Raw genomic sequence first — 12,602 nt, 5'->3', positions numbered from 1 at the left:
TCATTTCTGCATGACCTTGGTGTCGCCGACGAGTTTCTTGACCGACGCGTCGTATTCGGCCGCGGCCTCCGCTGGGCTTTGTTTGCCAGTGATGACCGCCTCCGTGGCCTGTTGGACGGCGAGGGAAATCTTCGGGTAGTCGGCGGTTGCCGGGCGATAGTGCGTGACGCCCACCAGATCGGAAACATCCTTCACGAACGGGTTGGCCGCTTGGTAACCGGGATCGGAAGCGACATCCGTGCGGACGGCGATCTGGGAATTGTTGACGTCGAAGGCCAAGGCGTTCTTCTTGTTCACGGCAGTGGTCAGGAACTTGAAGGCCAGGTCCGGGCTTTTGGTCTTCGCCCCAACGGCGAGGGTCCAGCCACCGGACATGCTCACGCCGCCGGGATCCTGTCCGAGCTGGGTGGGGAACTTGGCTACTCCCATATCCTGCGCGTAGCCGGCCCATTCGTACGAACCGCCTTTCTGCCAGAACGACGGCGCGTAGGAGCCTTCCACGGTGGCGCCCATTTTGCCTTGCGGCAGCCACTGTCCAAAGACTTTCTTCCACACGTTCGAATCGAGGGCGTCCGCGGGGGTCACGGAAAGTTTCTCATCGTAGAGGGTCTTCAGGAACTGGAGTGAATCGGTGAATCCCTTGGATCCCACCACCCACTTCTTGTCGCTTTCCGAATACAGGGAGCTTCCCGTTCCATAGAGCAATTCATAGAAGCTCTGCATGACCGTACCCTCACCAGTGCCTTTACCGGCGTACATGCTGAAGGGAATCACGCTCGGATCCGCGGCCTTCATCTTGCGGGCCGCAGCCAGGATGTCGTCCCAGGTTTTCGGCTGCCAGGGCACCGGGATGCCGGCTTTCTGGAGGACTGTCTTGTTGTACCAGATGGCCCTCGTGTCGGTGCCGAGCGGGACGGCATAGACACTGCCGTCGTCACCGCGTCCCGCGGCCTTGGCACCCTCGTTGAACTTGGACCACTCGTCCCACGTGGCCAGTTGCGAATCGAGTTTCAGCAGGTACCCGGCGTCGACGTCCGCGCGGACCTTGAAGGTGTCCTCGTAGAAGACGTCCGGAGCCGTGTCCGGGGAACGCTGGGCGAGAGCGAGCTTGGTGCCATAGTCGTCGTCGTTGGCTTGGATGGGCTCCAAATCCACGGTGACGCCGGCGTTTGCCGCCTCGAATTCCTGCTTCGCGTCCTGGAAGACCTTGTCCAGGGCGGTGAAGGAGTCCGTCTTTTGATAGACGATCTTGATGGTTTGTTTGTTAACAGCTTGCGGTTGGGCAGAGCAGGCGGCCGAGGCCAAAAGGCCTACGACGCCGAGCAGTGCTGCTCCGATCCGGACTGGGCGACGCATGACGCTCCGATCTTCAAGCGGCTGCAGCCCCCACACTTCAGCTGGCCCAGCCTGTTGCCGATATTGATAATGCAGCCCTGCGACGCAGGACGTGGTGAAGGCCTCAGCCTTCCAACAGGAGCCGCTGGGCGCGCGGCGCAAGCGTATGTTCCAGCACCAGGCAGGCCGCCCCGATGGCGCCGACATCCTCGCCCACTCCGGTCCCCACAACCTCGATGCCATGGATGCTGTTGGCGGCACTGTTGGCAGCGAGCAGGGGAGGAATGCGATCCAGGTAACGTTCGGACATGCGGCCCCAGAACGGACCGCCGAAGACGACGCGTTCGACGTCGAGGGTGTTGGTCACCACCGCAACCGCCCGCGCAACCAGTACCGCTGACTTGTCTATGATCGCGATGGCGCGTTCGTCACCCGCGTCCGCGGCATCGCAGAGCCGGGCGAAGCCTTCCTGGACCTCCGGGCCTTCGGTGCCTTTGCGGCCACCGTTCAGGACACCTTGCTCTTCGGCTTCTGCCACGAGGACCTGCGGGATGCAGGAAGACTTGACGCAACCGCGCAGGCCGCAATCGCATGGGGGCCCGTCCGGATCGACAATGATGTGGCCGATTTCACCGGCGTTGCCGGATGTTCCGCGGACAACTTCGTCGTTCAACACGATGCCGCAACCGATGCCGGTACCCATATACATGAAGATGAAACTTCCGGTGCCACTCGCCCCGCCGGCCCAGGTTTCGGCGACGGCCGCGCTGGTGACGTCCTTGTCGACAAGGGTCTCGAGCCCGGTAGCTTCGGCGAGGGCGTCCCTCAGGTGCACCCGGTCCCAACCCGTCATGAGGGGCGGATCCACGACCGTACCCTCGTCAAGGTCAATTGGCCCCGGCGCCGCGACGCCAAGTCCCGCGATCTTTCCCGTATCAACACCGGAATCTTCGATCAGCGCCTTGATTTCCTCCGCTATGGCGGCAATGACGCGCTGTGGATCGCTTCCGGTGGGCGTGGGAATCCTTGAGTGCCTCACAACGTCGCCCACCAGGTCAAGGACCACTGTGGTGATGACCGCGGGGTCAAGGTGTACGCCAAGCGCGTACATTCCGGAAGGGTTCAGGCGCAGGATGGTGCGGGGCTTACCTGGACCGCTGCCTTCCTTGCCTGCCTCGATAATGAGCTGTTGGTCCAGGAGGCGGCGGGAGATGTTCGAAATAGTCTGCGGTGAAAGGCCGACGATTTGGGCGAGTTCCACCCGGCTCAGTCCGCCCGACGAGCGCCTGATCGCGTCGAGGATGACAGTCAGGTTGAAGTCCCCCATGCGGGGCAGATTGGTTCCGCGCCTCGGAGTCGGCTGGCGGATCTCAGTCACGGATACCCCTAAAATCATTCGAATAATGCTGTTGCATTTGCATCGTACGGCACGTGTGCTTGTCCCGGTATGCCCACACGCTGCCCGGGTGTAACGGTCCCGGATATTCCTGATGGGAGGCATTGGAAAATGGCACTCATGCCGCAGGCCGAGCTGGACGTCACCGCGGGGTTGGTGAGGAATCTGCTCGAAGAACAACTACCGGGGCTCTCCCACCTTCCATTGGAGCTGGTGGCAAACGGCTGGGACAACGTCATGTACCGGCTTGGCAAGGAGTGGGCTGTCCGCTTGCCCCGGCGGGAAGCAGCAGCGCAGTTGATCCTGCATGAACAGCAATATCTCGCCGGGTATGCCAGGCGTTCCCCAGTGCCCCTCCCCAGCCCCCTCCACTCGGGCCGGCCATCCGCCGACTATCCATGGCCGTGGAGCGTGACTCCCTGGCTGGAGGGACTCTCCGCGGTGCTGGCGTCCCAGGAATCACGGAACGCGGCGGCCGAGGACCTTGCCGCCTTCCTCCTCGCCATCCATGTTCCTGCCGCGCCGGGCGCGCCCGTCAATCCCGTCCGCGGGGTGCCTTTGGAAGCGAGGTCTGACGCGGTCATGGACCGGCTCGACGATTCCGGCCGTTATCCCCAGGCGGCGCAGTTGCGGATGATCTGGTCCGAGGCTTGCCTGGCCCCGCCGTGGGACGGACCCGGGTTGTGGCTGCATGGCGATCTGCACCCGGCGAACGTCCTCCTGCGGCCCGACGGCCGTCTCGCCGCCGTCGTCGACTTCGGAGACCTCGGGGCCGGGGACCCCGCCGTCGACCTCGCCGTCGCGTGGTTGATGTTCGACGACGGCGCGCGGCACCGTTTCATGGCGGCTTTCGGACGCGCCGTGGACGCTGCTACGTGGGCCCGGGCCATGGGCTGGGCAGTGGTCCTCGCGACAGCGATGGTCAGTTTCTCGGATGACAATCCCGGGATGGGTGGAATCGGGCATTTCGGGGTGGAGCAGGTGCTGTTGGAGCGCTGACCCTTAACGCCTAATGCTGCGTGTCACCGTGAATTTCGGGTTCCGGCCGATTTCGGTGGTGGGGCCGATCAGCCTTTCAAGCGCCGCGCGATACTGCAAGTGGCTGTTGTAGACAGTCCAGAGTTCGCCGCCGGAAGCCAGGACGCGTGCCGCCGCATCAAACATCTTCATGGCCGCGCCGGCATGGACGCTCGCGCCGAGGTGGAACGGCGGGTTCAGCAGGATGAGGTCGGCGCTGCCAGGTTCGAAGGTGGACATGGCATCGTCCTGGACAACCGTGATTCGATCTGACAGTCCGTTGGCTGCCGCGGTTTCCCGGGCCGACGCCACTGCTGCGGCCGATTGGTCCGTCGCGGTAACCCGGGCCTTGGGACGGTTCCGGGCGTACATCGAGGCGAGGATCCCGGTCCCGCAGCCAAGGTCCACGGCGTGGCGGGCTTCGGGGATCCTCTCCAGGAAGCCCAAGAGGAAGCGCGTGCCGATATCCAGCTTCGTGCCTGAAAACGCACCCCCGTGGGCGCAGACCGTGATCCCCAGCTCGGTGTTCTGCTCTGAGACCGGGAAGGGCTCGGGGTTGCCCGGCTGTTTGGGAGCGGTGGCAAGCAGGATCCGCGACTTCCGCTGCGCAAGCTGCGGCTGCACCGATTCGAAGCTGCGTTCAAGGACGGCGTTCATCCCCAGGGTCATATGCTTGACGCGTCCTCCGGCCAGCAGGACGGCTCCCGGCGCCGCAAAGCGCGCAACGGCGTCGACGATTTCTTCCAGTTCCGCGAGGGCCTTGGGGAGTTGCATGATCACCAGTTCGGCGCCGTCGAGCAGCCCGGCGCCCAGCTCGAACTGATCAAAGCGGCCGGCAAACCCGGACGCGTCGGCGTTCCGTTGCAGCGCGAGCCTGCTGACGTAGAGGTCTTGGGTCACGCGGACGTGCCCGACGCCGAGGGCCGCCAAAGCGCCCAGGGTCAGGGCTCCGTAGCGGTCACCGACCACCGCAACACGGGTCTCCGGACTAACGATGTAGCCTGCAGCGGTCTCAAGGAGGAGCCGGTCAGTGGCGTCGTGCGCCTGCAGGTTCTCCGCCTCGACGTCGGGGAAGCGGCGGAGGGTGCCGAACAGCGTCTCAAGGTTTGCATCCAGCTCGGTCAAGGTCACGGTGCACCAATCTATCCCCCTCGGGAACCCTCGACAACATGGGGGTGGCGGAGGAAGGTAGAGATTGCAAGTTATCGACCGTCTGACCGCTGCTTACGGCACGCGCCGCAAGCAGCCCGGACATCAGGGTCCGCTGCGAAGGGCGAGCCACGTTGCGGACCTGGAAGACCAGGCTCCCACTCCCCCTTGTGAGCAGACCATGACTGTCAACCTCGTCACTCAGCTTGAAGTAAAGTCGCACAATTCCCCGGATGAAATCCGGCGCCCGGAGAAGACCGTGGTGGAAAACGTCACCGTCGGTGACTACACCATCGGCCGCCTCAGTTTCGAGCCGGGCTGGAGTTGGGCAGATTGCATCAAACCGGTGGTCCAAACGGATTCCTGCCAGCTCAACCACGTGGGTTACTGCATTGCCGGTGCACTGGAAGTCGAGACCAGCGACGGCAAGAAAATCAGCATCTCCAAAGGAGATTCATACACCATTCCGCCGGGACACAACGCCTGGGTCGTGGGCGACGAGACCTACTCGGCCATCGAGTTTGTCAGCGCGGCAGAATATGGAGTCAAGCCCGAGTAGCACCTACCCAACTAGCTCGCAGTTAATGTCGTTTAGAAGCCTGTAAACGACATTAACTGTGAGTCAGTTGGGTGCATCCAGCGCGTCCCACGGAGAGACGAAAAAGGGAACCACCCGCGCGGGTGGTTCCCTTTCCTTGGTGGAGCTGAGGGGACTCGAACCCCTGACCCCCTGCATGCCATGCAGGTGCGCTACCAGCTGCGCCACAGCCCCGAACTTTGCCCGCAGGGACTTACATCCCCGCCGGAGCAACTCGTCAATACTAAACCACAACAATGTGAGATAGGAAATCGGACGCTGCTGGCTTCAGGACAGATGAGGTGCGGTCGATTGCTCGGCCGCACCTCCCCCCATTACTGCCCTTCAGCTGTTGCCGCAAAAACACAACGAGCCACTGCACTGAAGTGTAGAGACTGACCGGGCATTAAACAAACCGTTCAACCGGTTTATGACCGGGCGGACTCCCACGGAACCTGGTAGGCAGAAGAAAATTCACCAAGAGCATTGTTGAACCTCTCCGGTTCGCGCCCGGAAACCCGCCAAAGGCCTTCAGAGGAATACCAGTGATCCTTCGTCACCAAGTCAATCTGATGGCCACTGAATCCTGCTGCGCGCAAGGCCGGGCCTGCACGTTCGTCATCTCCCAGGAACTTCGGGTACTCCACACCGAATGCCCGGGCAACGCTCTGCAAAAGGAATGACACCCGGACAGGTTCCGGGTATGCGGCATGGAAAGCGTGCCCGGGTTGTCCGGGCGCCAGCGCAAGCCCGGAAAGCAGCCCTCCCAGGGCCTCCACCCCGATAAGCGAAAGCAGCGCCGAACCATCACCCGGCCACCCTCCAGCCACTTTCATCAATTTGAGCAGGCCCGGTACAAACCAGCGGTCTCCCGCGCCGAACACGAGGTTGGGACGAACAACTTCGCCGCCGTAGCCGAGAATCAATTGTTCGGCGACGGCGCGGCTGGCGCTGGCCACCGAGGCCGGGTGATAGCCGGCTTCGGATTCAAGGATGCCGCGGTGAGGGCCGCTCCCATAAACACTGCAAGTACTGACATAGATCAGCCGGGCAACTCCGGCCTGCCGGCATTGCTCAACGACGTGACCGGTGCCCGCCTCGTTGATCTCTTGGGCAAGGCGAGGCTCGGAGCCCACATAGGATGCGGCGTGGATGACAACATCCGTACCGGCCAGGAAGGGAATCAGGCTCCCCGGGACGGAAATGTCGGCGGTCGCAATGGTAGCGTTATTGTTTCGTAGTCTTGCAGGCGGTTTTCGTGAGAGTGCCACAACGTGCGCCCCTCCGGATCCGGCGAGCGAGGCTACAACCCGGCTTCCAATGAAACCTGACGAACCCAGGACCAGGACCCGGGGCACATGGTCAACACATGTCGACATGGCCCCCGCCGATCCTCGGGTCCGTAGGCTTCATGTACTCAAGTATCCCGGACGCAGAAACCGGAGAGGTCTCCACGCGGATCATGCAGCAACGTGCCAAAGCCACCCGGACGGCAGTCATTGAGGGTGCAGCGTCGATCTTTGAAGAGGTCGGCTATGGGAATGCAAGCCTAAGCGACGTCACTGACCGCGCTTCGGTCACTAAAGGCGCGCTCTATTTCCATTTCAAGTCGAAGGAAGACCTGGCGCTGGCGGTCATCGCCGAACAGCACAACATTGTGCGTGTTGCCGGGGAGAAGATCGCCGCCGCCGGACTGCCCGCGCTGGAGACCATGATCGCCATGTGCCGGACATTCGGGCAACAGCTACTTGACGAGCCAATCGTCAGGGCCGGCATCCGGCTGACATTTGAAGCTTCGGCGTTCAACGGAGACGTCAAGGGTCCCTACCAGGACTGGGTCACGACCATGGAGATGCTGACGCGCCAAGCTCAACTGGAGGGTGACGTGCGGCCCGAAGTCGATGCCGCAGACTTCGCACGCTATCTAGTTGCGTCATTCACGGGCGTCCAGATGGTTTCCAACGTGCTGACCGAGCGGCGCGACGTTCTCAAACGGATTGACGACATGTGGGGTTTCATGATGCCGGCCATCGCGCCGATTCACCCGCAAGGCCCAGGGACTCCCTGAATCAACGCGGCGTTTTGACCCGAGCCAACAAGGACATCAGGGTCTCTTCTTCGTGCAGCAACCGGACCCTCATCACACCGTGGGGGCTATGTGAATCGAGTTGCGTCACAGCAACGTCCACGTGATAACTGAACTCGACCAACTTCATGAATTCCGCCTCAAACAAGGCAAAATCTGCATCCGGTCGGGAACACGCTGCGCGCACAGCCTGCCTCGCAGCCTCCACCAAAAGCATTCCCGGTACGTGGTCAAGGGGATGATCAAAGAAGATCGGGTGGGTTGGATCAACCCTCAGCGGCCAGACGAACCGGCGTGAACTTTGCCCGAGCATCACGTTCCGCTGGGTGGCATGCCCGACGTCGGCACACGCCAGTAAGTCTTCGCCGGCGGCGGGCAACCCGGCAGGGACCGCCCCACGCAATCGCTCGTACGTCGCCGGATTCACAATGCGGGCCGCCGCCACCCCTTCCCCTACGGGGGCACCGTCGACAACGAACCTCGCAGACACAGCCAGTGCCGACAAGTGCCCTCCACTGAGCTTCATGTCCTTGACATCGAGTTCGACCGCCACTTGCGCGGGTACCAGCGGATCCAAGATTGCGGCTTCTACCGAGATGCTCATATGCGGCATGAGGAATTTATGGGTCAAGGGCACTCCGCACAAATGGGACAAGAAGATCACCGCCTGCCGCAACGTCTCAGCCATGATCGCCGAATCCGGCGAACCGTCCGGCGACCCATAAAAAACGTGCCATCGCGGCCATTGCGCTCCCGCAATGAACCGCCTGGAACCTGATTGAACGAAGCCAGTCAAGAAGACTTCCGAAACCGAGCGCTTATGGACGAGCTCCCGCTTGACGGAAGCCTCGAAGAGCGCTTCATCGCGCATTGGGTCCCCCACTCCTCCCAGGATCTGCCACACCAGCCAGCGCTGCTGTTGCGTCCCCATTAAACGACCAAATCTTATCGGCAAGCTGTGCCCATCGGATATCGAGGTCGGCGAACTGTCCGGATTGACATACCTACTGGTCGGTTTGTAGTTTAACGATATGGAATTTGGCGACACAGGCAGTACGCCCAAGGGTGCGGCCACACGGAATGAGATCCTTCGGGTTGCCGCGGACGTTTTTGCACGCAAGGGTTTCGAGCAGACCCGAATGGACGACATCATCCGGGAAGTCGGGCTCACGAAAGGCGCCATCTACTTCCATTTCTCCTCGAAAGCAACATTGGCCCAGGCCGTCGTCGACGAGCAAAAGGCACGTTGGCTGCGTCGCGTGCAAGAGGAAATTCTCAGCAAGAACAATCCGCTTGAGGAGTTGCGCAGTCTCGGAGAGTTCATGGTCAGGACAGTCCTGAGCGACTCTTCCGCGTGGGGCGTCGTGCACTTGGCCAATCAGCTCGCCTCTGCGAATGAGCACCCCGGCGGCTCCTCTCCACTGGCCGCATGGGTGGACCTCGTGTCCGGCATCCTTCAGCGGGGCCGCGCAAGCGGCGACTTGACGTTTCCAGGGGATCCCGGCGACGCGGCAACGGTTATTGTGGCCGCATTCGATGGCCTGAAGTCGGTCACCGACGCCCTTGACCCCAAAGATCTCGATGCCTTCGAACGACGCGCGACGCTACTGTTGCAACTCCTCGAACAGCAGTTCATCTCCAGCCAGTAACGCAGCAACCCTCGAGTCAAAGACTTCAACACTGGCCAAAAAACAAACCGCACAGTCAGTTTATTAGCACTAAGTTTACTAGGAGTAGAAATGAATATTTCAGCCAAAACAGCCCTCATCACTGGAGCGTCCACCGGCATTGGTTCGGTCTTTGCCCGAAGGCTCGCTGCCGAGGGCGCACGCTTGATTCTGGTTGCCCGCAGCCAGGGCAAGCTGGAAGCGCTTGCGGGTGAACTCCGCGAGCAGGGCACCGAAGTGACTGTCCTCGCAATGGACTTGAGCCTGCCGGACTCCGCAAAGGAGCTCCACCTCGCCACCGAATCCCTGGGACTCACAGTGGACATCCTGGTCAACAACGCGGGATTCGGAACACATGGACAAGTTCTCCACGCAGACGCCGATCGCTATGTCGAACAGATCCAATTGAACTGCTCCACCTTGGTCGGCACCAGCACGCGATACCTGCCCGGCATGGTTGAGCGCGGCTCGGGGGCCATCATCAACATCGCGAGTACGGCCGCATTCCAGCCGATACCCCACATGGCCGTCTACGGCGCGACAAAGTCCTTCGTACTCTCGTTCACCCAGGCGCTATGGGCCGAGACACAAGGCACAGGCGTGAAAGTCCTTGCAGTTTGCCCGGGCGCTACGGACACGCCATTCTTTGAAATCGCCGGCGAGGCTGCAGCCGCCGGATCGATGCGGACCCCGGAGCAGGTGGTGGACACCGCTATGTCCGCGATCCGCGGGAACAAGCCGAGCGTCGTCGATGGCCGTCTCAACTCCTTTGTTGCCCGGGTGGCGGTGAAGCTGCTTCCGGAGAAGCTGGTGATCGCGGCCGCGGGACGGGCCGTGCGCCCTGCCAACTAATCCCCGCCGCCACCCTCGCCTCGCAAGCTCGGCCAGGGAACCCCGGCGGCGTGGGCCCAGCAGTAGGTGTCGTTTTGGGCGCCCAAAACGACACCTACTGCGAGTCAGTTCGGTGCCCGCCCGTTAGGTTCCCTGGATGATTCCGATCTGGACCACTCCCGTGTTGACCAGCGTCTTGGCCAAATAGACGACCTGGCCGGAATGCTCCACGGTCTGGGTCAGGATCAGTACAGGGTCCTTGGCGTCCAGCTCAAGCAGCTCGCCGCGCGCGACGCCCGGTGTGCCTGCCGCGATATCGGTCTCGCCGGGACCAAAGGCCGGGCCGACAGCCGCAATTAGGTTAGCCAGCAGCGTGGCCCCTCTCTCGACGTCGTCCACAATGGCGCGTGCCGCTTCAGGGTCACGATCAATGAGACCCCCCTTACTTGCCACGTGTTCCTGGATCAGGGCAATGGGTGAGCCGTCCCGTTTGAGGACGCTCTCGAAGAACCAGGAGGGCTCCTCCTCGCGGATTCCGAGCGGCTCTGCAGTGAACACCGACGACGACGGGTGCAGCAGATGCTGTGTCCGGCTGACCTGGATGGCGGATCCGGCCTCGGCCAGGATCTCCTCCATGGGCCTGATCCGTTCGAGGCCAACCCGCGGCAGGCGGGTGGCCACAAAGCGCCCAATCCCTCGACGCGAGCGTACGTATCCGTCTTCCTCGAGGAGCATGAGAGCCTCGCGGACCACCGTCCGGCTGACCTTCATTGCCGAACCAAGGTCCGTCTCCGAGGGCAACAGCGACGAAACGGGGAAGTGCCCCGCCCGGATCGCATTCATGATGCGCGAGTACACGGCAACCCGGAGCGGGATGTTGGCGGTGGCATCCAACGGCTCCGAAAGAACGGCCTCAGCACTGCGGTCCAAAATGGCTCCCTTCGTCGATATTGAGAGTTTACGCGATGGGTATTCCGAGCTTGTATAACAAGCGTGTATGATGCACATATAAGCCATCTTGTGCTCTGCGCCACACATGCATCGAGCCGCCCCCGAAGCCGTTTTGTCTCAAACAAGGAAGTTTGTCCATGACTACCCAAGCCACCAGCACCGCAGGGCTCCCCCTACGGCGAAAAGCAGCCCGAGTGCCCGTCCTCATTGCCACGCTCATCCTTTCGATCCTTAGCTACCAGCTCAACGCCAGCCTGTTCTCGGCGGCACTGCCCGCCATGGCCGCCCATTTCCAGGAATCCACGGAAAACGTGGCCAAAGTCCAATCGCTTTTCTTCCTGACCGGCGCGGTCCTGGGTATGGCATTTTCCCGATGGAGCGACTTCCTGGGACGCCGCCGCACCCTGCTGATCGTCCTCTCCATGATGTTGGGCGGCACGGTCCTGTGCCTGCTGGCTCCGAACCTGACCGCCCTACTCGTGGGCCGGGTCCTGCAAAGTGCAACGAGCGCCACGTTCACCATTTCCTTCCTGCTCCTGTCCGAGCGTTTCAGCAAACGCCTCTTCGGCATCTCCGTGGGCGTTATTTCGGCGGTCAATGGCGGCATTGGCGGGCTCGACGGCTTCCTGGGCGGTTTCATCACCGACACCATCGGCTGGCAGTTCCTCTTTGTCCTGGTCCTCGGCGTGGGCGTGCTGGCGATCGTGCTGGTCGCCGTCGTGGTCCCGAAGAGGCCCGGCCGGACACGCGAGGGACGCATGGACTGGTGGGGCGCAGGCACCTTGGGCACGTTCCTGGTTCTCTTGAGCAACCTGATCGGACAGGCTTCCACGTCCGGATGGGGCGACGCCTGGACCCTTGGGTATCTCGCCGGCGCAGTGGTTGCCGGGCTGGCGTTCGTCGCCGTGGAAAAGCGTGTTGCCCGTCCGCTGATCGCCATCGAGCAATTGCGGTCCCGCCAGGTGTGGCCGGTTTTGGCGAGCACGGTGCTGACGCTTGCCGGCATCTTCTCGGCATTGAACTTCACAGTGATCCTCCTGAGCCAGGACGCAAAAGCCGGATACGGGCTATCCGCTTCCATGTCAGCCCTCCTGTACCTGACGCCCACGGCGTTCGTGGGTGTACTCACGGCGGTGTTCTCCGGCTGGTTCGCGCAGCGCATCGGCTGGTTCAAGGCCCTGAGGATCAGCAGCGGCCTGATCGTTGTCGCTGCGGTTGCGGTCGCGATCTTTGCCGCGGACCGTTGGATGGTGTTCGCCTTGCTGATCATTATGGGAGTCCTGTATCTCGGCCAGTTCCAGAGCACGGTGAGCGGCATCGCGGTGCTGAACTCACCCAAATCGGCGCCGGGTTCCGTGCCCGGCCTGAATGGAGCATGCTTTGGAATCGGAGCCAGTGTGGGAATCGCCGTCGTCGCACCCGCCGTCGCCGCCGGAACCATCGCCGGCTACCAAACTGCCTTGTGGATCTCGGCGGGCTTCGCCCTCGCGGCCTTTGCCGCTTCCCTGATCCTGCGCCCTGTCGCTGCGAGCGCATCTGCGGCGCCCGCCGTCGTCGTCGCCCATGCCTAAGCCCGAACCAGAGTCACCAAAC

General features: G+C 62.3%; 12 protein-coding genes and 1 tRNA gene. 6 read left to right on the top strand and 7 right to left on the bottom strand.

What is annotated here, in order from left to right:
- Complete coding sequence (locus tag ACSVHC_RS19870; RefSeq protein WP_437770353.1) at positions 1 to 1,356, bottom strand: extracellular solute-binding protein; 1,356 nt, start codon at positions 1,354 to 1,356, stop codon at positions 1 to 3.
- 103 nt (positions 1,357 to 1,459) lie between these two features.
- The gene (locus ACSVHC_RS19865) at positions 1,460 to 2,713 is read right to left on the bottom strand and encodes an ROK family protein (RefSeq protein ID WP_437770354.1); all 1,254 of its coding nucleotides are present in this window, start codon (positions 2,711 to 2,713) and stop codon (positions 1,460 to 1,462) included.
- A gap of 129 nt (positions 2,714 to 2,842) precedes the next feature.
- On the opposite strand from ACSVHC_RS19865, the gene ACSVHC_RS19860 reads away from it, so the two are divergent.
- Positions 2,843 to 3,730 carry an aminoglycoside phosphotransferase family protein gene (locus tag ACSVHC_RS19860; RefSeq protein WP_437770355.1) on the top strand — a complete coding sequence of 296 codons (888 nt, stop codon included), beginning with the start codon at positions 2,843 to 2,845 and terminating at the stop codon, positions 3,728 to 3,730.
- 3 nt (positions 3,731 to 3,733) lie between these two features.
- On the opposite strand, the gene ACSVHC_RS19855 is transcribed toward ACSVHC_RS19860, so the two are convergent.
- Positions 3,734 to 4,879, bottom strand: coding sequence for a class I SAM-dependent methyltransferase (locus ACSVHC_RS19855; protein WP_439181241.1), 1,146 nt, complete (start codon positions 4,877 to 4,879; stop codon positions 3,734 to 3,736).
- Between the two features lie 64 nt (positions 4,880 to 4,943).
- Here ACSVHC_RS19855 and ACSVHC_RS19850 point away from each other — a divergent pair, with 64 nt between their 5' ends.
- Positions 4,944 to 5,456 carry a cupin domain-containing protein gene (locus ACSVHC_RS19850; protein WP_437770357.1) on the top strand — a complete coding sequence of 171 codons (513 nt, stop codon included), beginning with the start codon at positions 4,944 to 4,946 and terminating at the stop codon, positions 5,454 to 5,456.
- Between the two features lie 137 nt (positions 5,457 to 5,593).
- On the opposite strand, the gene ACSVHC_RS19845 is transcribed toward ACSVHC_RS19850, so the two are convergent.
- Both ACSVHC_RS19845 and ACSVHC_RS19840 read right to left on the bottom strand, forming a co-directional pair.
- Positions 5,594 to 5,669, bottom strand: a tRNA-Ala gene (locus ACSVHC_RS19845).
- Positions 5,670 to 5,902: 233 nt separating this feature from the next.
- The gene (locus ACSVHC_RS19840; RefSeq protein ID WP_437770502.1) at positions 5,903 to 6,853 is read right to left on the bottom strand and encodes an NAD-dependent epimerase/dehydratase family protein; all 951 of its coding nucleotides are present in this window, start codon (positions 6,851 to 6,853) and stop codon (positions 5,903 to 5,905) included.
- Here ACSVHC_RS19840 and ACSVHC_RS19835 point away from each other — a divergent pair.
- Positions 6,844 to 7,542, top strand: coding sequence for a ScbR family autoregulator-binding transcription factor (locus tag ACSVHC_RS19835; RefSeq protein WP_437770503.1), 699 nt, complete (start codon positions 6,844 to 6,846; stop codon positions 7,540 to 7,542). The genes ACSVHC_RS19840 and ACSVHC_RS19835 overlap by 10 nt on opposite strands.
- 1 nt (position 7,543) lies before the next feature.
- On the opposite strand, the gene ACSVHC_RS19830 is transcribed toward ACSVHC_RS19835, so the two are convergent.
- A complete protein-coding gene (locus tag ACSVHC_RS19830; protein WP_439181404.1) occupies positions 7,544 to 8,431 on the bottom strand; it encodes a ScbA/BarX family gamma-butyrolactone biosynthesis protein in 888 nt (295 codons plus the stop codon).
- Between the two features lie 160 nt (positions 8,432 to 8,591).
- Between ACSVHC_RS19830 and ACSVHC_RS19825 the strand changes: the two genes are divergently transcribed.
- Positions 8,592 to 9,209: a TetR family transcriptional regulator gene (locus tag ACSVHC_RS19825; RefSeq protein ID WP_437770505.1), complete on the top strand. Its 618-nt coding sequence runs from the start codon at positions 8,592 to 8,594 to the stop codon at positions 9,207 to 9,209.
- Between the two features lie 90 nt (positions 9,210 to 9,299).
- The gene (locus ACSVHC_RS19820; RefSeq protein ID WP_437770506.1) at positions 9,300 to 10,079 is read left to right on the top strand and encodes an SDR family NAD(P)-dependent oxidoreductase; all 780 of its coding nucleotides are present in this window, start codon (positions 9,300 to 9,302) and stop codon (positions 10,077 to 10,079) included.
- A 123-nt stretch (positions 10,080 to 10,202) separates the two neighbouring features.
- On the opposite strand, the gene ACSVHC_RS19815 is transcribed toward ACSVHC_RS19820, so the two are convergent.
- The gene (locus tag ACSVHC_RS19815) at positions 10,203 to 10,988 is read right to left on the bottom strand and encodes a GntR family transcriptional regulator (RefSeq protein ID WP_437770507.1); all 786 of its coding nucleotides are present in this window, start codon (positions 10,986 to 10,988) and stop codon (positions 10,203 to 10,205) included.
- Between the two features lie 158 nt (positions 10,989 to 11,146).
- On the opposite strand from ACSVHC_RS19815, the gene ACSVHC_RS19810 reads away from it, so the two are divergent.
- Positions 11,147 to 12,580 carry an MFS transporter gene (locus ACSVHC_RS19810; protein ID WP_439181240.1) on the top strand — a complete coding sequence of 478 codons (1,434 nt, stop codon included), beginning with the start codon at positions 11,147 to 11,149 and terminating at the stop codon, positions 12,578 to 12,580.
- Positions 12,581 to 12,602: the final 22 nt, after the last annotated feature.

Source organism: Arthrobacter sp. KNU-44 (assembly GCF_051843155.1).
Lineage (GTDB): Bacteria > Actinomycetota > Actinomycetes > Actinomycetales > Micrococcaceae > Arthrobacter.
This window is presented reverse-complemented; position numbering and strand designations above follow the sequence as displayed.